This window comes from Streptomyces sp. CB01635 (assembly GCF_002803065.1).
Taxonomy (GTDB): Bacteria; Actinomycetota; Actinomycetes; order Streptomycetales; family Streptomycetaceae; genus Streptomyces.
The window spans coordinates 26,329-46,139 of sequence record NZ_NNBL01000024.1 but is presented as its reverse complement, the minus strand read 5'-3'; the positions used below and the strand labels follow the sequence as shown (position 1 = coordinate 46,139).

Annotated in this window: 18 protein-coding genes and 2 pseudogenes; 10 read left to right on the top strand and 10 right to left on the bottom strand. The window is 67.7% G+C overall.

Annotated features, from left to right (window positions below; genetic code table 11):
• Positions 1-51: 51 nt before the first annotated feature.
• Positions 52-1,374 carry a UDP-glucose dehydrogenase family protein gene (locus CG723_RS36410; RefSeq protein ID WP_100597817.1) on the bottom strand — a complete coding sequence of 441 codons (1,323 nt, stop codon included), beginning with the start codon at positions 1,372-1,374 and terminating at the stop codon, positions 52-54.
• Between the two features lie 243 nt (positions 1,375-1,617).
• Between CG723_RS36410 and CG723_RS36405 the strand changes: the two genes are divergently transcribed.
• On the top strand, positions 1,618-2,289 hold the full coding sequence (locus CG723_RS36405; protein WP_100597816.1) for a HEAT repeat domain-containing protein: 672 nt from the start codon (positions 1,618-1,620) through the stop codon (positions 2,287-2,289).
• Positions 2,290-2,292: 3 nt separating this feature from the next.
• Complete coding sequence (locus CG723_RS36400) at positions 2,293-3,297, top strand: MerR family transcriptional regulator (protein WP_100597815.1); 1,005 nt, start codon at positions 2,293-2,295, stop codon at positions 3,295-3,297.
• 691 nt (positions 3,298-3,988) lie between these two features.
• Here the strand turns inward: CG723_RS36400 and CG723_RS36395 are convergent.
• The 3 genes from CG723_RS36395 to CG723_RS36385 form a co-directional block, all read right to left on the bottom strand.
• Entirely contained in the window at positions 3,989-5,230 is a 1,242-nt protein-coding gene (locus tag CG723_RS36395; protein ID WP_100597814.1) for an IS110 family transposase, read from the bottom strand.
• Between the two features lie 661 nt (positions 5,231-5,891).
• A complete protein-coding gene (locus CG723_RS36390) occupies positions 5,892-7,007 on the bottom strand; it encodes a PP2C family protein-serine/threonine phosphatase (RefSeq protein WP_100597813.1) in 1,116 nt (371 codons plus the stop codon).
• 377 nt (positions 7,008-7,384) lie between these two features.
• Complete coding sequence (locus CG723_RS36385) at positions 7,385-8,020, bottom strand: ATP-binding protein (RefSeq protein ID WP_351255330.1); 636 nt, start codon at positions 8,018-8,020, stop codon at positions 7,385-7,387.
• Positions 8,021-8,197: 177 nt separating this feature from the next.
• Between CG723_RS36385 and CG723_RS36380 the strand changes: the two genes are divergently transcribed.
• Both CG723_RS36380 and CG723_RS36375 read left to right on the top strand, forming a co-directional pair.
• A complete protein-coding gene (locus CG723_RS36380) occupies positions 8,198-8,833 on the top strand; it encodes a TetR/AcrR family transcriptional regulator (protein WP_234374701.1) in 636 nt (211 codons plus the stop codon).
• Positions 8,834-9,233: 400 nt separating this feature from the next.
• Entirely contained in the window at positions 9,234-9,734 is a 501-nt protein-coding gene (locus tag CG723_RS36375) for an SMI1/KNR4 family protein (protein ID WP_100597811.1), read from the top strand.
• A 778-nt stretch (positions 9,735-10,512) separates the two neighbouring features.
• Here the strand turns inward: CG723_RS36375 and CG723_RS48165 are convergent.
• From CG723_RS48165 to CG723_RS36355, 3 genes are all read right to left on the bottom strand, one after another.
• On the bottom strand, positions 10,513-10,656 hold the full coding sequence (locus CG723_RS48165) for a hypothetical protein (protein WP_234374700.1): 144 nt from the start codon (positions 10,654-10,656) through the stop codon (positions 10,513-10,515).
• A gap of 1,034 nt (positions 10,657-11,690) precedes the next feature.
• Positions 11,691-11,903, bottom strand: a complete 213-nt coding sequence (locus tag CG723_RS36360; protein WP_159032619.1) for a hypothetical protein — start codon at positions 11,901-11,903, stop codon at positions 11,691-11,693.
• Between the two features lie 874 nt (positions 11,904-12,777).
• Positions 12,778-13,047 (bottom strand): hypothetical protein, encoded by a 270-nt coding sequence (locus CG723_RS36355; RefSeq protein WP_199842031.1) that lies wholly within the window; start codon positions 13,045-13,047, stop codon positions 12,778-12,780.
• Between the two features lie 244 nt (positions 13,048-13,291).
• Between CG723_RS36355 and CG723_RS36350 the strand changes: the two genes are divergently transcribed.
• From CG723_RS36350 to CG723_RS36335, 4 genes and pseudogenes are all read left to right on the top strand, one after another.
• Positions 13,292-13,678 carry a hypothetical protein gene (locus CG723_RS36350; RefSeq protein ID WP_234374699.1) on the top strand — a complete coding sequence of 129 codons (387 nt, stop codon included), beginning with the start codon at positions 13,292-13,294 and terminating at the stop codon, positions 13,676-13,678.
• A gap of 23 nt (positions 13,679-13,701) precedes the next feature.
• Positions 13,702-13,952 (top strand): annotated as a pseudogene (locus tag CG723_RS36345) (helix-turn-helix domain-containing protein); the annotation flags it as partial.
• A gap of 148 nt (positions 13,953-14,100) precedes the next feature.
• Positions 14,101-14,502 carry an integrase core domain-containing protein gene (locus CG723_RS36340; RefSeq protein ID WP_234374698.1) on the top strand — a complete coding sequence of 134 codons (402 nt, stop codon included), beginning with the start codon at positions 14,101-14,103 and terminating at the stop codon, positions 14,500-14,502.
• 297 nt (positions 14,503-14,799) lie between these two features.
• Complete coding sequence (locus CG723_RS36335) at positions 14,800-15,495, top strand: alkaline shock response membrane anchor protein AmaP (protein WP_234374697.1); 696 nt, start codon at positions 14,800-14,802, stop codon at positions 15,493-15,495.
• Here CG723_RS36335 and CG723_RS36330 read toward each other — a convergent pair.
• Both CG723_RS36330 and CG723_RS36325 read right to left on the bottom strand, forming a co-directional pair.
• Positions 15,390-16,196, bottom strand: a complete 807-nt coding sequence (locus tag CG723_RS36330) for a TIGR03084 family metal-binding protein (RefSeq protein ID WP_100597808.1) — start codon at positions 16,194-16,196, stop codon at positions 15,390-15,392. The genes CG723_RS36335 and CG723_RS36330 overlap by 106 nt on opposite strands.
• A 76-nt stretch (positions 16,197-16,272) precedes the next feature.
• The gene (locus tag CG723_RS36325) at positions 16,273-16,782 is read right to left on the bottom strand and encodes a flavin reductase family protein (protein ID WP_100597807.1); all 510 of its coding nucleotides are present in this window, start codon (positions 16,780-16,782) and stop codon (positions 16,273-16,275) included.
• Positions 16,783-16,858: 76 nt separating this feature from the next.
• Between CG723_RS36325 and CG723_RS36320 the strand changes: the two genes are divergently transcribed.
• Positions 16,859-17,380, top strand: coding sequence for a MarR family winged helix-turn-helix transcriptional regulator (locus tag CG723_RS36320; RefSeq protein ID WP_234374696.1), 522 nt, complete (start codon positions 16,859-16,861; stop codon positions 17,378-17,380).
• A gap of 104 nt (positions 17,381-17,484) precedes the next feature.
• Positions 17,485-18,019: pseudogene (locus tag CG723_RS49385) on the top strand (helix-turn-helix domain-containing protein); the annotation flags it as partial.
• A gap of 227 nt (positions 18,020-18,246) precedes the next feature.
• Here CG723_RS49385 and tcuA read toward each other — a convergent pair.
• Entirely contained in the window at positions 18,247-19,743 is a 1,497-nt protein-coding gene (tcuA, locus tag CG723_RS36305; protein WP_100597805.1) for an FAD-dependent tricarballylate dehydrogenase TcuA, read from the bottom strand.
• Between the last annotated feature and the right edge of the window lie 68 nt (positions 19,744-19,811).

Here is a 19,811-nt window from a genome sequence, read left to right as displayed (position 1 = left end):
GGACAGCGCTTCCGCAGGGGAACGTCGTCTGTGTTCGTGGCGGGGCCGGTTCTACGTCCCTGGGCGTCCGAGCTGGTGGATGGTCCAGCCCACCGAGCGCCAGGGATCGGGGTCAAGGGTGGTACGGCAGTCGACGAGCACAGGGTTGGCCGGGCGGCCGACCAGGGCCTGGGGGTCGGCCTGCCGGTATTCGGGCCATTCGGTGGCCAGGACGACGAGTTCGGCGCCGTCGAGGGAGGCAGCCAGGTCGTCGGTGTAGTCCAGCTCGGGGTTGCGGAGCATCGCCGTGGGCACCGCCTGCGGGTCGTGAACCGTGACGATGCCGCCGGCCTGCTGGAGGGCCTGGGACAGGGCGAGGGCCGGGGACTCGCGCACGTCGTTGGTACCGGGCTTGAACGCGGCGCCCCACACGGTGATCCGGGAGCCCTTGACGGGGCGCTCCCCCAAGGCGCGAGTGATGAGACCCAGGGCGACGGCGGTGCGGTTCTCGTTGATCTCCTCGGCGGCGCGCAGGAGGGTGGCGGCCTGGTCGGCGCCGAGTTGGCGGGCGGAGGCGGTGAAGGCGCGGACGTCCTTGGGGAGGCAGCCGCCGCCGTAGCCGATGCCGGGCCTCATGCCGCCGCTGCCGATCCGGGGGTCGATGCCCAGGATGTCCACGATCTGGGAGACGTCGCCGCCCGCGGCCTCGCACATGTCGGCGACGGCGTTGATGTAGCTGATCTTCAAGCCGAGGAAGGTGTTCGCCGCGCCCTTGGCCAACTCGGCGGTCTGCGGGTCGGTGACGAAGATCGGGACACCGGCGTCCAGGATGGGGGCGTAGACCGTGCGGATCGCCTTCTCGGCCTCGACGGTGGTCAGGCCGGCGATGAGCCTGTCCGGGCGCAGGGTGTCCTCGACGGCGTGGCCTTCGCGCAGGAACTCGGGGTTCCATACGACGTCGACCTGCTCGCCTGCGGGGGCCAGGCGCTGAGCAAGGGCCGTGACCTGGCCGGTGGTTCCGACGGTGACCGTGCTCTTGCCGACGATGGTGCACGCCCGGTCGAGGTGGGGGGCGAGCTGACGGATCGCGCCGAAGACCTGTGCGGTGTCGTAGGAGCGGCCGTCGGCGTCGATGGGGGTTCCGACGCCGATGAAGTGCAGCTCGGCGAAGGCGGCCGCCTCACGGATGTCGGTGGTGAAGCGCAGACGTCCGCTCTGGGTGTGGCGGGCGAGCAGGTCCGGCAGGCCAGTCTCGTAGATGGGGCATTCACCGGCGTTGAGTTTGTCGACCTTGGCCTGGTCGACGTCCACGCCGATGACCTCGTGGCCGAGTTCGGCCATCGCCGCAGCGTGCGGGATGCCGAGGTGACCACAGCCGATCACGGAGACACGCATTGCAGGCCGTCCTTGTCTGGTCGGGGGGCACACCGACTTCGGTGTGCCCCCCGACGCTATCGGTTGGGGAGTATGGCCCATGTCAGGTCACTCATAGGTTCGTTGGAGTGTTCGAGTCGGTGGCACGGGCGATCGGGGCACCGCCTCGGTGTGGGCCGGTGGGTCAGCCCACGGCCTGCAATGGGCCTGCTTGACCTTGACACGGTGTCAGGGCCTTCACTGCTTGCCAAGGAGGTGGTCTCGATGACGATCACGACACAGGACACCGATGCGATACGGGCGCTCCAGGGGTTGGAGGACGGCCGTTCGTCCGTGCGACTGCGGGCTGCCCTGGCGGCCGGCACGACGCCTGACCCGCACTTCATCGACAAGCTCATCGAGCGATGCGCGATCGAGCCCGAGTTTTTCGTCCGCGACATGCTTACCTGGGCGCTCACCCGCCACCCGGTGTCGATGACGCTTCCCAAGCTGCTCCGCGAAGTCCGCTCGGAGCGAGTGCAGGCACGGAGCCAGGCGCTGCACACGCTGTCCAAGATCGGGGACCGGCAGGCGTGGCCGGCCATCACACGGACGCTCCTGTCCGACGCCGACGACGAGGTGGCGCGGAGCGCCTGGCGAGCCGCGGTCGTGCTCGTGCCGGAAGGCGAGGGGGCCGCGTTGGCCACGGTGTTGGCGACGCAGCTCGGGCGCGGTGGGCGGGAGACACAGCTGAGTCTCAGCCGGGCGCTGGTCGCGCTGGGGGAAGTGATTGCGCCGGCTCTCCTTGCTGCGACGACAGCCCCTGACCCGGGCATCCGCGCGCACGCGCTCGCCACACAACGGGTGCTGCGCGACCCAGACACCGGATTCGAGTCCGCGATCGAGGAGGCTAAGCGGGTCGTGGCCCTCGGCAGGCCAGGCCAGGAGGGACGATAGGACGTGTTGATCGGTGAAGTGGCGCGACGGTCCGGGGTCAGCGCCCGCATGCTCCGGCACTACGAGTCGCTCGGTCTCGTACGGCCTTCGGGCCGTACCGGCTCCGGCTACCGGGAGTACTCCGGGGAGGACATCCGGCGGATCTTCCATATCGAGAGCCTGCGGTCGCTGGGTCTGTCGCTGCGCGAGATCGGACGCGCGCTCGACGATCCCGGCTTCACGCCCTCAGCGCTCGTCGACGACCTCATCCGTCAGACGCGCGAACGCATCGCGACGGAGACCGAGCTGCTCACGCGGCTGCGCCGGATCGATGCCGCAGACCCCGCCGGCTGGGAGGGCGTCCTCCAGGTCGTTTCGCTCCTCCAGGCACTGGGGTCGAAGAGCGCCGATGCGCGCCAGCGCGCGGCCCTTTCCTCGGTCGACGAGGTTCCCGTGCCGGTGGAGGCCCTGGTCGAGGCGGCACTGAGCGAGACGGAGCCGAACGTCGCCGGGGCCCTTCGGTGGGCGCTGGCGCGATCGGGCGACCGCGGCACGGCACTGCTGTCGAAGGGCCTCGGCTCACCGGCGGCCGAGGTGCGGGAACGCGCCGTTCGGTCCCTCGCCGAGATGCCGGGCGGTGAGGCTACCGCGCAACTGCGGGGTGCCCTCACGGACCCCGACAGCGTGGTGCGCAGGTATGCGGCTCTGGCGCTCGGGACACGTGGTGTGACCGATGCGGTCCCGACGCTCATCGACATGATCGTGGAGGGAAGGAACGACACCGATGCAGCCGATGCACTGAGCGCACTGGCGAGCAACACCACGACGGCGGATCAGATCGCGACCAGGCTCGTCGACCGCCTCGCCCACGACACCACCAAAGCGCCTGCACGCGGACGGCTGACCCAGGCGCTGGGAGATATCCCGGGGACGAGGGCGTCACGTGCCCTCGTGGAGTTGTCGCATGACGTGGACCGTGCCGTTGCGCTGACTGCGGCATACCTTCTTCAGCTACGCGACGCACGATGACGGTCCTGGGGCGCCGCGTAAGCGGCCTGCGGGGGCGGAGGGTTCCCGGGCTGATCGCCATCCACCCGAAGGGAGACAGCAGACTTTTAGGCCCGGTTTCCGCAGCACTACCCCCAACCTCTGTCGCAGCGGACGACGAGGTCACGGTCGTCCACTTTCGGGTGCTGCTCCAGCGCCCATAGCTACAGGGCGCCGTCATCCCAGCACGCCTCAACTGAGGTTCATAGAACACCCACCACCCGGCCCCAACCCGAATGGCGAAGTCAGCAACGCTCACCCCATCCGGCGGTCCATCCGCGACGCTCAGCCGGGCCAACTCGGGCGCTAAAGGGCCAACTGAAAGGCTCCGACGCCTCGTCGGCCGGAAGCCGGTCAGGGGACACCTACGCTGCGAACAGCACGGCGACAACTCAGTGCAGCAAGACAGCTCAGAGCTCGTAGAAGGATCTTGGGTGTTGGGGCTGGTAGAGCGTGACCGGTGTGATGATGCGGCCGTTCGTGAGGTGTGAGTACGCGGCCCTGCCGGTTGGGGAACGCCGCTCCACGTCATCACGACCGAAGCCAACGTCAACGACATCACCCAGACCCTAGATCTGGTCGACGGGATCCCGCCGGTGGCCGGACGGCCGGCCGTCCGCGAAAACGCCCCGCGTGCGTCCTGGGCGACAAGACACCCCATGCAGCTATCGGGTCAAGCAGCTGCGGTGAGTGGTGATGGATTTGGCGGGGCGAATGCGATCGCCTCGTTGAACCTCTGGCGGGTGGTCAGGCAGTGGTGGAGCTGGCCGAGCATGCGGTTGAAAAGGTTTCGGAGAGCCGCGTAGTAGCGATCGCCGGTCTCCCTTCGACGGTTGTAGTGGTCGTGGGCGCCGATTGAGGCAGTGAGTGCGGCGAAAGCCCAGTGCCGGCCGGTTGCGGCCAGGCGGCTGTTCTTGATCCGGCGGTGGCTGACGCGGCGGCTTTTGCCGGACTCGCGCGTCACGGGGGCACTTCCGGCGTAAGCCTTCAGATCGCGGGCTGTGTCGAACCGGGTGCGGTCGTCGCCAATTTCGGCGAGGAGCCGGGCGCCGGTCAGCGCGGCGAGACCCGGGAAGCTCGTGATGATCTCCGCGTCGGGGTGCTGCAGGAAGAGCTCCTCGGTGGCGCTGGCCAGCTCATCGCAGGCCTTGCAGGCGGCTTCGAGCTGGGCGAGCAAGGCAAGTGTTTGGTGTCCCATCGCTGTTTCCACCAGAGTTGGCTGACGAAGCCAGGTCCGGCGGAACACCTCGAGCAGGCGGTCGGTCTCGGCATCGATCCGGCGCTGGCGGCCTGCCTGTTTGACGGCGGCTTTGAGCTTGCTGCGTGCGAGCTTGGCGGCTTTGGCCTGTGTGGGCGCGATCGCCAGGATCGCTCGAGCCTCTCGTGCCAGTAGCTTCTCGCGCTTGTCGGCAAACGCTTCAAGGACTGCCGGGTAGTACTCGCGCAGGTGCGAGCTCAGACGGTTGTGGGCACGGGTGCGGTCCCAGACCGCGTCCTGCTGGGCTCTGGCGAGGACGGCGATCGCCTTGACCAGCTCAGTGTCGCCCGGCAGAGGACGGTGAAGCTCTGCGTCGGTCCGTAGGATGTTCGCCAGGACGACGGCGTCCTGGTGGTCGGACTTTTTTCGGGAGACGGAGTGCCGGTCCCGGTAGCGTGCCACGGCCATTGGGTTGATCGCGAACACTTGGCGCCCGGAGGCCCGCAGACAGGCCACCATGAGTCCGCGCGAGGTCTCGATCGCGATCGGGATCGGATCGTCGGGAGTATCGCCGTGTTCGGCGAGCAGACGGAGCAGGTCCTGGAAGCCCGCCGCGTCGTCGCTGACCCTGAGCTTGCCGAGCAGGCGAGCGTCGGAGTCAACCACCGCCACGTCATGATGGTCTTCGGCCCAGTCGATTCCGCAGGTCACCTGCATACCCGCCTCTTTTCGATACGTCGCTGTCCGCTGGCGTCGAGCCGCGGCAGGACCACTCGGCGACCTAATAGAAGCGCTCGCCGGCGCACCACCCCATCAGCCGTCCGTGGCCCCAGCTGTTCTCAGGGTCCTCGCTCTCGTGAAGAGCTCCACGACTCCGGCTGATCAAGAGGTGGCCCTGGGAACGGCTCGAACCACGGCACGCTACGGCGGTCGAGTCCTAAGCGGCAGGGGTCGCGCACGCGTCGCTCTTGTCGAAGCACTCAAAGCGCGGCATACAGCAAGACATCTGGCTCGACCCCTGCCCAGAGCTGATCCAACTCCCAGCCCTCAACGCCTATTAGGCATACGATCCCCGGGCGGTGCAGCGTGAACTACGGAGCCGAGGAGTACGCCCCGCTCGGCACGCTCCTCAAATCAGGCCGGACGCTGTTCCTGCAATCCGATGTGGACCACGCCTGGTGTGTGCGTCCGGTCGGCGACATCCAGGCGGAGATCCTGGCCCGGCGCTTGTCCGCCTCGGGCAACATCTCTGCAGGTGAGCGCCCGACCGCGCGTCACCCAGGGCGCGCGGGCGGTTGCCGCCTCAAGGCTGTCCCGTGCCAGCGAACCTTGAGTGCGTGCCACGGTAGTTTGTGTGGTCCATGAGGTTGCCGGGTGATCAGGCCCCGGGAGTGGCGGTGCGCTTTACGGCGATCATGGCGGCGTCGTCGTTCAGGTGTCCGCCGACGTGGTGCAGCAGGTCGCGCCGGAAGAGGCCGAGGAAGGCGTCGGGGTCGTTCTCGGTCCAGCCTGTGATGCGCTCGGCGAGCGGGTAGAAGGTGCCGGTGGAGTCGCGGGCCTCGGTGACGCCGTCGGTGTACAGCAGCAGCAGGTCTCCCGCCTCGAACTGGAAGCTGTCGACGTGGTATCGCGGTTGCGCCAGTTCACCCAGGCCCAGCGGAGGTGCGGGATGAAGGGCGTCCATCGTCGTCGGTCGGCCGTTGTGCAGGACGACCGGCGGAGGGTGCCCGCAGGCAACCATCTGGACCCGGCCGTCCCGGTCGGGGATGTCCAGGATGTTGGCGGTGATGAACGTTTCCCCGAAGCAGCCCGTCTCGCCCGGCTCCATCAGGTCCCAGCACACGCTTCGGTCGAGGTAGCTCACCAGCTCGCCCAGGCTCGCCTGACGGTGGGCGGCGACGCGGAATGCTCCGAGCAACAAGGCGGCGTCATTGACCGCGGTCATCCCCTTGCCTCGCACGTCACCGACAAGCAGCCGGGTGCCGGAGGCGGTGCGCGCCGCCGCGTACAGATCCCCACCGATCTGGGCCTCGGCCTCTGCGGCAAGGTAGAGCGAAGCCACCCGCAGCGGCCCGATCTCCTTGGGCAGCGGCGGCAGGACCACACGCTGGGCGGCCTCGGACACGTACCGCACTTGCGCCAGCTCCTTTACGCGACGCTCCCGGAATACACAGAAGATCACCAGGCTCGTGCCGACCAGCACCAGGGCGATGATCTGTGCCTGGTGATTCGACGAGAGCATCGCGTCAGGATCGCGCACCAGCCCGATGGTCGTCTGCGCGAACACCGCCAGCGCAGCGACGAGGCCCACCGACCGGGGCCCGCCGAACAACGGCGTGATCGCCGGGGCCGCGACGAGCAGCGGACCCAGATGGATGTCGGGCGGAGCAAGAATGTCGATCACGGACACCGCAACAATCCACGCGATCGGGATGGCGAGCAACGCCCGCCCCGCTCGCGCCGGCTGTCGACGTCGTTCGCGGCGCTGCGGCATGACTCCTGTCTACACCGCCCCCGCTCGGCTCGCACCGGCGGAAACGGGCAGTGCGGTCGCCTGCCCCCGGCCCTGGGCGTGGAACCCGGTCACCCGGCACACCTTCGATGGTGTCGTCGTGGGACTGGCCGTCACTTCACTGTGGTGTTGTTGCAGGTGGGTGAGGACTGAGCCCTCGGCTGGGAAGAAACACCCCGTCTTGCCCGACCGCCACCCCCGGATGGAAACCCGTATCGTCAGGGGGTCCCGTGACCTGGGCGTTCGCTACCCGCGCCCGTAGCCGGCCTGTCACTGGTGGTCGCCGTAGGTCGCTACCGAACGGCCTCGCACGGCCCAGGGACGGCCGAGCGATGCCGTCCGGACCTACCGGGACCAGCTCAGTCGGAGGCAGGCGATCCCTTTGGTGAAGGCGTCTGCGTCAGCATTTCGCACCACGTGGTCTTGCCGGTGGGCGTACAGGTGCTGCCCCAGGCATCCGCGAGCAGGTCGAGGAGTTCCGTGCCGCGTCCGCCTTCTGCGTCGGTGTCGACGACGCGGCGTACGGGGCCGGCGGGGTCAGTGTCCTCGACCTCGCACCGCAGCCGGGAGCCGCGCACCTGCAAGTTGAGCCGCAGAGGGCCGCGCGTGTGACGCAGGGCGTTGGTGACCAGTTCGCTGACCAGGAGCTCGGCGGTGTCTGCGAGGCCCTCCAGATCCCAGTCGTCCAGTTGGGCTGTCACCAGGCGCCGGGCCTGGCGGACCGACGTCAGTTCCCGCGGTATGGGCCATGAGGCGTCCCAGGCGGTTGCGCGGGCGCGGGGCCTGTCAAGCGGCCGCACGGGCTCCAGGGTGCGCGACCAGAGAGCCCGGTTCCGGGCGACCCACGAAGTGCCTGCGCCCTCCGGAGACTGACCCTCGCCCTGTGCCGGGTCCGCGGCACCCTTCCGCCCCGACTCCTCAAGTCGGCGGCGGTAGAACCGGGCAAAGCATCCCCGGTGAGAGGTCATGGAGAGGCCGATGGACCGGGAGGCCACACGAATCAGTCCCTTCTGAAGCCCTGGCGACCATGGCCGCCAGGGAGGCGCAGGGCCGTCGATGACCGGGCCGGACATGCACCAGGTCCTGCGTCACGTAGCACTCGCTACGCTTAAAAATATACACGTAGCAGGTGCTACAGTAAATACCTGAGCGAACACCAATAAATCGGACACATGGAATTCCGTCTCGCGCAGCTGCAGCTGGGAGCCTTTATGCCGCGCCCGCCCGACCCGGCCAAACGACGCGACCTGCTGAACGGGGTCCGTGAGTACGTGATCCGCAACGGCCTGGCCGACCTTTCCCTTCGCCCGCTGGCCCGGGCCCTGGGCACCAGCGACCGCATGCTCTTGTATTACTTCGGAACCAAGGAACGCATGGTCGCCGAGGCACTCGCCCTCGACGAGAGGCGACCGCTCCTGCGCGCCCGCAATCTGCTCGACCCCACCGCCTCCCCCAAGAACCCTGCGTGGCTCCGCCGCTTCGCGGAGCAAACCTGGCAGCAGCTCAGCACTCCGAACCTGCGCGCCTGGCTCCCCCTCTACCTCGAGATCATGACCGCCAGCCTGCTCCATCCCGACCGGTACGGGCCCGTCATGCGCGACGTGATCACCGAGTGGACGGACCTGATCATCTCCGTCTTCCGCGGCCTGGGCATGACCGAGGCCCGAGCCCGAACGGAGGCCGCCCTCCTGGTCGACGCGATCTTCGGCCTGCTCATGGCACCCCTGGCCGACAGCGACTGGGACCGAGCCGACGCGGCCTTCCACACCCTTCTCGACCGCCTCGAACCCGGCTGGCACAACACCTAGATACTCGGGCCAGCAGCTTAGGTCTGGAGCGCTCGAATTCCTCCTGGGTGATCGCCCATCACTGTCTGTCCCACGATCTCTTCGTCCCGAAGCAACTTGGGTGAGGGCGCTGCCTTGGGCTGGTGCGGCTCTCCCCTGCGCTGATGGTCCGCAGACGTTCGCGCTCGTCCGCTGCTGCGCGCCGCCGTTGTCACGCAGTTAGACACTCACCCCATCCCCGCCCCAGGGGTCGCCTGGGCGGATCAGATCGCAAGTAGGCTCTCGCCTATTGAGAGGGTGGGGCTGCTAGATGTGGTGGAAGCGATGCCAAGACGAGAGCCCAGCGACGCCTTTGGCGAAAGCGTGGCCGGCGGCATGGAATGAACCGGGCCTGCTGGCACCGAAGGAGCGGGTCCGGGCTGTGGTCGACGCGATCACCGATGGCATCACAGCCGGCCCCGATCAGCTTCAGGGCCTGCCAGCCGAGGCCGTCCTGGCTGTCGAGCGTGATCAACAAGCTCCGATGGCAGATGCGTACCGAGAGTTCCTTTCCTTGATTGGCGGTGGCGCCGGGCGGTTCATGCAGGGGGAGGCCGTCTACCACCCTCACGTCCTTGGCCTGGGGACGGCTGCCCTTGAGCTGCTCGAAGAGAACGAATCGCCGTTCCTCTTCGAACCCACCGACCGTGTCTTCTTCATGCACCAGGGCTATCAGTTCGAGTTCATGCGGGGCACCGGACCTGATCCCGAGGTCTGGTCATACTCCGAAGGCGAGCACGCGAACGTTCCCGTCCACAGTTACGCCTCCTTCACCGACTGGCTCCGTGCGACTGCCGAAGCAGCGATCCCGGCCTGGAAGCATCACGTCGAGACGGTGCGCGAGGAGATCAACGCCGACGGCAGCATTACGTTGCACTGGTAGCAGTCCTGGGCCTAGATGGTCGGGGGGGACATGCAGACGGCGCTCCTCCGCCACCCACCGCTCACCCTCAACTCCCATCCCGTCTGCCGTCGGCCCACACGCATGTGGAGCGGCCGCGGTGCCGGGCGTCGAGATGGAGCGCGCCACTGTACGAACAACCTTGACGCCCGGTGCCGTGGCTGCTCGGCTTGTCCTGGATCGATGGCAGACGGGATGGAGTTCCGGCACCGCCATACCCCACCGGCTGGCAAGGCCGAACAAGCGCGGGCTCGCCCGTGCGGCTACGGCGACGTCCCCTTCGGTGGAGATTGAGCGCGTACTTGGCCGGACGGGCCAACTACGCGCTCAATCACAGCAGGACAGCCGCAGTGACTGTGACGCAGCACGACAGTTTGCAAGTCATCCAGAAACGGCAGGTCCGCGGCCTGGTGGTGCAAGTCGCCCTGCGAGCGTGGAACATCACACACTGCGAGTCAGCGCATGGTCTAACTCTCGTCAGCGTTCCCTGTAGAAGTCGGCGTCTTCTTCTAGGGGGCGAGTGGTGCGTACTGCGCCAGGCTGCCTTCTCTGATCATCCAAAGGCGGAAGAACGACTCCTCCTGATCCATGACCAGGAGCTGCAGCGCATTGAGCTCCTGCCATGGAGCAGCTGCAACTCGGCACCGGAAAGCAGCCAGATCCGCGTGATTGAGGGCACCAGCCCAGACCGCGCACTCAGGACGCTTCGCGCTTCCCCATAGGGCGTCCGGGCCATTGATGAGGCGAAGCGAACCCACCCCTACCACCCTGGTTGCTCGCGTCGCGGTGCCTCGTCAAGCAACCAGTGGCTCAGTGCTTCGACGTTCGCCGCGTCCGCCTGGTCCGCCTGGTCCGCCTGGTCCGCCTGGTCCGCCGAGATCATCACATTGGCCACCCAGCTCATGCGCTCTCCTCCTGCACCACGCTCTGTGGGTTCCGGCATTCGCCTCCGCGTCTCTCGCCGCCGGACGCGAGGCCGCCCGTGCTTCGCCTGACATCCACCCCGCACCCGGTAGCCGTCGCGGGCGAAGCGATGGGCGGTGGCGGCGCCGATGCCGGCACCGATCACGAGTAGGTGGTGCGCGTCAGCGGGATGCGGCGAGGGGGACGTAACGTCGGACACGGTAGGAGGGCTCCTGCAGCGCAGGGTGCACCAGGCCGATGGCCGTATCGTTTCAGGCCCGAAGACTGGTATCCAGTAACTGCTGATGCTGGTTTCAAGACTGAGTGGGGCTGACCGACCCCCCGGAGGATCCTGATGGTTGTGCACAGCGTGCTGCGATCTGAGGAGCCGGCCGACCCGTCGCCCGGTTCCGGCAATGCCATCGGTCTCGAGACCCGCGGCGACTCCGACGGCGCGTCTGTCCGGCGCCGAGAGCTGGCCGTCTTCCTGCGCAGCCGGCGCGAGCGCTTGTCGCCGAGCGAGCTCGCTATCGTGGCGACCACTCGGCGGCGCACCCCCCGTCTGCGCAGGGAAGGGGCTCTCGCCTGTTTGCGCAGCTCATTGCCGCAATCACTCTGTGGCAGTTCTTGTCCGATTCTGGAGGCCCGCCCGAACTGGGTGGAAGCGCGCCAGGGTCGGAGTCCTCAAGCCACTGACTCAAGCAATCTCGCGAGCGTCGCGCTGGGTGCAGCAAAACCGTGAGTGATCAGTGTGACCAGTCAGTCGGATTGGGCTTCCCTGGGCCATGTATGGGCCATGGAGCGAGGGAAGGCAGCGCATCGATGAGTTCCCGCAGGTCAAAGGCCGTTGTCTATGTGCCGTCGTGACGTCTTGAAAACCGTCGCGGCGAGAATCACCGTGGGTTCGAATCTCACACCCACCGCGCAGGTTGAAGGCCCCTGACCAGCAACACCGGTCGGGGGCCTTCGTCATGCGTACTACCTGTTGATGACCGCCATTCCCCGCCAGTCCCCGGTCGATCGGGCACGGGCACGCTAGCTGCGTGGATTGGGGATCTGCTTCCAGCCGTCAACAGACCGGGTTATGAACAGCACCCGGTAGACGTCACGGGTCCACACGGTGGCACCCTCCCCATACTCGGCGAGCTCCGCGAACGCCTCCTCCTCCGAGTCGTAGTGATACTTCCGACCCTTCGCATTTCTGATCATCCACTCTCTGCCGGGTAGTCCCGCGAGTCCCATAGCCACGATGATCGTCCTTTCCCCTCGTGTGGGCGAGATCGTAGCTTGCAATGTCCCAGGTCGGTTGAGCCAATCTTGGCTGCCTACCTCAGCCCACCACGCTCGCCAAGATGTGCCCGTGGCCGGGAACGACGCCCCCATCCCGGTGCTGGCCGCTCCCCCGCCGGAGGCATGTCCTTGACCGTGGGCCGTGAACGTCGAATGCTCGACTCATGACCTCCGGGCCTATCCATATGTGGGCGGGCGTCGGCGCAGCCGAGGCGGAGCGGGCCGAAGGCAGGAGCGGCGCCCCGAGCGGAGCCGGGAAGCCCGCCCGGCGGAGCGGAGCGCAGCCGGGTGCTTGATGAGGTAGAGAAACCTGTAACAGCTACCTGACCCAGGGTAGTTGGACTAGTTGCTTGTCGGTTCACCACTCCGACCGGCGTCACCACAACTTGGCAGTACGACGCTGTGGGCCGTCCGGCCCGGATGAGCGCCGCGGGCCGCACCATGGACTCGCCTACGATGCGCCGGGATGCTAGGTCTCCCGCCTCATCGGCAACTCCCTCTCCTGGCCACGTTCCGTGCGTTCACCGGAGCGTGACGACGCCTTCGGGTCTGAGACTCAGCGCCGGCAGGAGGGACTGAGGTTCCTCTTGCGGGACTGGGACGCGAAGTTCACCACCTGCTTCGACACGGCTTACCCGAGGCAGCCTGCCTTGAGCACGGCGAACAGGCCACCCATCGCCATGTAGACGATCCAATAGAGGCCGCGCAGCACGGCATCATGCCTGTGCGCAACACGCCCCTTTGCAATCCAGGGGCAGTGTTGTACGGCGACGACCGCGTGGACGTGTGTGCCTGTGGATATCCGCCCCTTCGTTACGCGAGCGGCCGGCTCTCACTGCCCGGCCGCGTGTCGCCGCCCATTGAGGAGCGCCGACACCGCGGGCCAGTATTGTCTGCGTGCGAGGGTGACCGTCACCGGCGCGTTGGGACAGCGTGCCGAGTTCTCGGCAAGCGCCGCCTCTTCCGGCGGATCGATCGCGAGCTGCCAGCGCACCTTCACGGTGATCCAGTCAGTAATGTACTCGCACCAGTCCCCGTCCAACGGTGGCATCCAGGTGGACGGGTCCTGATCCGCCTTGGAACGGTTCGACTTCGCCGACACAGCAATGAGGAGCGCTCGTCGCCGAGATCATTGGCATACGCCTGCCGTTCAGCCGCACTCCAGGCGGAGGCACCGACTGGCGGGAAGCGTCATTCCGATTGTGTGGTATTCGGAATCGCCGGCGGTGTCGGGGGCGAGGGCTAAGGGGCGTCCCGTAATCCCTGTGACCTGCCGCGCGGGCGCCGGGCACGGTCTGCGGGTGACATCGCCGGAACCGCACGAGTGTCCGCTGCATGGAGCGGGGGTGGACCCCGACCGCCTGGCGGGACGTCGTGTGAAGCAGGTCGTGGCTGCCTGGCACCGCCACGATTGCGAGGATGCGGCCGGCCCGCTGGAGATATGGCTCGTCGACGACGTCGGTGACTACATCCACATCACCGCTGGCTCCGACTGGTGCCTGATCGTGGATGAGACGGCACCCCACGTGGGATACGACCTTGGTGAGAGCGGCCGGGTCGAGGTGGTGGCGAGTGAGCGCGGGACGCCGTTTGCCCGCTACGCGGGTGAGGTCGTGCTCGCAGTGGACCAGAGGTTCGACGTCCGTACCGGACGGGTCGGCCTGGAGATCTGCTTCTCCACCGGCAGCGTGCAATGTGGGAGTTGGCGTGGGGATCTGCATCTGGTCGGCTGATTGCCGGTGGGATGATCTTGGATGTGGCTGGTGTGATCACGGCGTCGGAGCCGTCCTGGATAGCCCTGTTCACCGAGCTGAGCCCCGCGCCTTCGGCAAGTTGGTGAGCCAACTGCGTCGCGAGGGCGCTGACGTCGGCGGGCGGGGCCGACCGTGGAAGCTGTCGCTGGAGGACCGGGTGCTGCTGGTCGCCGCGTACTCGCGGACGAACCTGACCATGCGGCAACTAGCCCCGCTGTTCGGGGTGTCGAAGTCGACCGCCGACCGGACAATCCCTCCTCGCCTGCGACTTCATCGAGGCATCACCTCACCGGCCAACGCCAGTACATCCTCGCGACCATCGAGCACACCACCCGCCGCGTCCTCGGCACCACCGCACACCCCACCGCAGCCTGGTCGCCCAGGCAGCCCGGAACCTGGTGATGGACCTGACGGACGCCGACGCCGCCATCACGTACCTGATCCGGGACCGGGACGCAAAGTATCCCGCCCTCTTCGACCAGATCCTGGCCGGCGCCGGCATTCGAGTCGTCCTCACGGGCGTCCAGATACCCCGCATGAACGCCATCATGGAACGCTGGGTCCAGACTTGCCGCCACGAACTCCGGAACCGCACCCTCATCTGGAACGAGCAGCATCTGCACCGTGCGCTACGCCAGTTCGAGCTGCACGACAACACTCACCGTCCCCACCAAGCAATGCAGCAGGCAGCACCCCTGCGCGCCGTCCCCGAACCGCTCACCCACCCACGGATCACCCGGCTGAAGGTACGCAGCAAAGACCGCCTCGGCGGAGTCCTCCACGAATACCAACATGCCGCCTGAACTGCACGGATGGAATTTTCGGCAAGCGCAGGGCCGGCCCGGACGGTTGGCTAAATACCTGCCGGGCTTGTGATGCTTCCAGCGGATCCGGTCGTGGTTCCCACCTGAGACTGCAGGACGCTCACGCAGCTTTCCGGGCTGCGGCCACCCCGCGGTAGCGGCGGCAATCCACCTCTGGTCCGCGGGGAAGCAGCGCGAATGCGCAGGCGGCGCCGCTGCGGCGATTTGACGAAGAGCGACGGGGCACACCGGACGCGGCTTGGTCTGCTGCAGTTGGTCCGGCTACACCGTCTCCTCATGGCCCTCAGCGGCCTGGTGCTGCTGGGCGGCGGTCTGCTGATCCTCACCGCAGGCCTCGACCTCTACCGCCGGCTTCACCTGGCCGCGCCCGCCGACTGGCCCCTCACCACGCCCCACGACGTCCTGCTCAGCAACGCCGACCGCATCGGGTGGAGCGACCAGGGCTGGTGGTGGTGGCCCGCCGTCATCGCCGGCCTGGTTCTGGCCGCCGTTTTCGCCCTGCTCTGGCTGCTCGCACAGTTGCGCCACCGCCCCGGTTCAGTGCACCTGGGCGGCACGCCTCCACCAGAAAGCGTCGAACTGCGGGGCCGCGCCCTCAGTAATGCGGTCACCGCCGAAGCGCGTGCCCTGCCCGGCGTCGAGCAGGCGAGCACCCATGTCACCGGACGGGCGGCGCGCCCCAGCCTCCACGTGGCCCTCACACTGACGGACCACGGCACGCCCGCCCCCGTCCTGCAGGCCCTGTGCCACGGCCCCGTGGCACGACCGCATGCTGCTCCTGTCGCCGTCCACACCGTGCGACAGAATGCCTATCGGCGCTGGCCCCGTCGCCGCGGTGGCCCTCCCGCCTCCCCCAAGTACTGCAACTACTGCCCACGCGCGGACGGTACTTCGCTCGGCGCCCGCCCCGGGCCGGGCGGACCCGCGAAACATTGGGCGATGGCGAGCCATTGCTCGGCGACCTCGCCCTGATAGGTCAGGGAGGTGTCGAGCCAATGCCTGCGCTGGGTGACTGCCAGGGCGAAGTCGAGTGCGTCGCCGGTGACGACGGCATGGGCGTCTTCGGGGCCGCGGACCCATGGTCGGCCGCTGGGTAGGCGCAGTTCGACGCGTGGCGGAGATGGCGGCACGGGCAGACCACGGTTGGCGAAGCTGAATTCGAAGGTCGCGAACCCGAGGTGGCAAACGTGGCGGATCCGGTCCGTGTGCTGGCGGACGACCTTCAGGGCTTCGGCGACATCCTGTCCGTGGGCCCAGTATTCCATCAGGCGAGCTGTGGCCAGCGTCGCCGGGCTCATCGGCGGCCCGAACCAAGGAACCTTCTGGTGCTGATGCGCGGACTGAAATGCCCGCAGCAGTGCCGTGAAGGCGTCAGTCCATTCCTGTCGCAATTGCTCCACCCGGAGGTCTTGGCGGGCCGCGATGTGGCCTGCGAGGAGCTCGGTCAGGCCATCGTCCGCGGCGGGAAGGGCACACTGGAATGCGCCGGGAGTGGCGATCGCTTTCTCGGCCAGAAGGTCGCAGCCGATCAGGTGCGACACGCTTGCTCCGATGTCCCAGCCTGCGGCCGGAGTTGGCTGCCGTAGGTCTGTCCCTGATGTGATGAGTGTCTGCAGCGAGTTGAACTCTGCCGCGAGATCGTCGATCAGTTCGCACGGAACTCCGCAACCCATGTCGATGGCCCTTCTCCTGCCGATGTTCTGAGGCTCCTGCTTCTGAGCCTCCCGTAGGCGTGTGGGGTGCTGCCGATCAGGCGGGTACGAGGTGGTTGTAGCGGCTTCGGAAGAACAGCAGGGGTGACGCCGTACTGTCGGCGTCGAGGTCGTCGACACGTCCGATGACGATGTGGTGGTCACCGGCGTCGTGCACGGCTTCGATCGTGCAGCCGATCCAGGCGACCACGCCGTCGATGACCGGGTCTCCATTCGGTCCGGGCCGCCAGGTCACCTCGGCGAACTTGTCGCCTCCCGACACCGACAGAGCACGGCAGATCCGCTCTTGGTCGGTGGCGAGGATGTTCACACAGAAGGTGCCTCGCTCGGCTATGACCGGGAACGTCGACGACGACTTGCCGGGCAGGAAGGCCACGAGCGGTGGGGTGAGTGAGACCGAGGTGAACGACGCGACGGTCATCCCCACCGGCCTGCCCTGCGCATCGCGCGAAGTGATCGCGGTGATGCCGCTGGGGAAGTGCCCGAGGACGGTACGAAAATGCGCAGCGTCGAGGCCTGAGTGCTGAGAGGTTGTATGTGTAAGCATGCTGATAGCATACAAGCATGCTTACTTGCCTGCAAGCATGCTGATGCTCCGCCTCCACAGGCCATATGCTGCATGGGTGACAAGCGAACTGCCCTACATCAACCCGTTCGACGACGGTCGCTCGCCGACCGGGGCCACCGCCGGCATGGACGAAGCGTCCTCGATGATCGACGCTGCCTTCCGGTTCGAGCGGGCGGTCACCAGGATCGGGAACGCGCGACTGCGTCCCTGGAAGATGACGCTGTCCAGTTACACCGCCCTGCGGATCCTGGCCCATCAGCCGCATCTCAGCCTCGCTCAGCTGTCACGACGCTGCTACGCGCGGCCGCAGACCATGACGCGGATCGTCACCCAGTTGGAGAACCGCGGCTTCGTGGCCCGTGACGCACACCCGGAGAACGAACGGGCCCTCTCGCTCCAGCTCACCGAGGCAGGCTCGACCGCCTTGAGAGAGATGAGCGACGAGGTCCTCAAGATCAGCGACACGCTGAACGCCATGCTCGGGCGGGACGACGTCGTCGCCACCGACCACCGCCTGCGACAGGCCGCGCTCGTGGTGGAGAAGGAACTCCGGGACATGGACCGCCGCGAGGATTAGGCCCGCCGATGTAGCCCAAACAGCTAGAGATCTTCAAGGTGTGGGTTACGTAGGGTCGTGTCGGCTGTTGTGGGCTGCGCCATGCCGGAGGGATGAGGTAATCCGATGGCGAAGGGCCGACGACCGAGGAGCGGGTTCGGCGTGAGGGGGTCCGATTGGCGGCCGCTGATCTGATCGAGGCGGGGGCCAGTGGCCGGGAGGTGGCCCGGCGTTTCCGGGTGACTCGGATGTCGGCGATTCGCTGGCGGCGGGCGTTGGCTGCGGGTGGTCGGCAGGCCCTGGCCTCCAAGGGGCCCGGCGGTGCCCGCTGCGAGCTTGATGCGAGTCAACTGCGTGTGCTGGAGGCGGTGTTGGATGCCGAACCGGCGTCGCACCACCTCGGCAACCCTTGCCAGGGTCCAGCACTGATCGCTCCAGCCCGCGGCTGCCGGGCAGAGCGTCGAGTACACCTTGGCCGGGCTGGACCTGCTGCTGCACCGCATCGGCTGGAGCGTGCAGGTCCCCTTCCGCAAGGCCGCCGAGCGCGACGAGGATCGCCGCGTGGAAGGACGAGCAGTGGCCCGTCATAAAAGGACGGCGGCGGACCTGGGCGCCTGGTTCTGCTTCGAGGACGAGGCCGGCCAAGGGCTGAGGCCGCCGGTGGCGTCCCCGATCCGCAACGGATCGAGCGTCCGTGTCCTGTTCGGCCACGGGCACACGCTCGTCGTAGAGCAGGACACCTTCGCCTCGATGACCGTTGACGAGGTCATTGCGCGATTCCACCTGGCTGCCGACCCGCTCTACGGGCGGGCAGGCAGCCAGGCGATTGTGGGCCGGATCGACGAGCTCGACCGCAGCCCGTCCCTGTGCGGCCTGCCCCGCGCCCTTCAGGCCGGGTGAGGAACAGGCTTGGTTTCGGTCGCGGCAGTGTGTCCGGCCGCGCGGCCGAACACTGCGGCTCGCATGAGGGCGGCGCCACCCGGATAGTCGCCGTAGAACAGACCGCCGATAGCCTCGCCGGCCGCGTACAGACCGGGTACCGGCGTCCCGTCCGCTGCGAGCGCCCGCCCGTCCGGGTCGATCCGGATGCCGCCGAAGGTGAAGGTGAGCCCCGCGACGGCGTGATAGGCGACGAACGGTGGCCGGTCGAGGGGCGAGGCCCAGCGGGACTTGGGCGGTGTAATGCCGACCGTGCCGCGATCTTCGGTTGTGTCGTTACCGGGCGGACAGGCGTTGTTGTACGTCTCGAGCGTGTGCGCCAGCCGGTCGGCGGGCACCCCGATCCGCTCGGCGAGCTCCGGGACCGTGCGCGCGATGATGGGCACCGCTGCGCCGGCGAACTCATCGGCCACTTTGGCCGCGGTGCGCTGGTCGAAGATCTCGAAGGCCTCGCACCCGGGCTGAGTCATGATCGCCTTGCCCATCTTCGAGTAGTTCTTGACCCACGGGCCTGGGCCCTCGTCGACGAACCGCTCGCCGTCGCGGTTGATGAGCACGCCGAGCCAGAAGCCGTGCAGCGGGAACGGCGGTGAGGCCTCACTGCGCTGCGGTGAGGGCATGATCGGATCGACCGCGGCCGAGTGGCAGCTCGACCAGGCCCCGGCCTTCTCCGCCCCGGCGCGAAGTGCGGCCTGGATCCCGTCGCCCGTGGCCAGGCGGGTGCCACGCAGCCGCACCGTTTCCCACTGCGGCCCCAGGTACTCGCGCCGCAGTTCACCACTGGCCTGGAAGCCGCCGGTGGCGACCACTACGGCATCGGCAGGCACGGTCTCGCCACCGTCGCCGAGCGTGGCACCTGTGACGCGGCCGTCGCTGCGCAGCACCTCCGCCAGCGGTGCGGACCAGCGTATTTCGACGCCGATCCGTTCGGCGTGCGCAAGCAGGGGTCGGATTACCTCGAACCCGCGCGACATTCCCTCGCCGGCGCATGTCAGGATCTGGCCGGGGGGAACGTGCAGGGTGCCGTCGCGGACCTCGGCCCCCAGGGTTCGGTTGAACGTGAAGCGGACGCCATTCGCGGCCAGCCAGCGAACCGTGTCCAACGATTGTTCAGCGAGCGCGTTGACCAGCCGTGGCTGGGATTGGCCGCCGCTCATTGTCATCAGCTCGGCTGCGTAGGCCTGGCGGGTGTAGGGCGGTGCCTCGATTCGGTCGGCCTTCATGCCTGGCTCGAAGTCCTGCGTGATCGACGTCAGATCGTCCGGCCCGTCATAGCAGAACAGAAACAACCCGCCGGAGAAGGCGGCGTTCCCGCCGACGTCCTGGCGGCTGCCCTTTTCCAGCAGCACCACCCTGGCGCCGGCCTCGCGGGCGGAGACCGCCGCGCAGAGGCCGCTCAGCCCGGCGCCGGCAACGATGATCGTGGGCGTAGGGGGTTTCGTCACTGGTCCTCCTTGACTCATAGCGATGAACCGGCATTCGCCGGTTCGAGTGGCTGTGGTGCACAAGACGG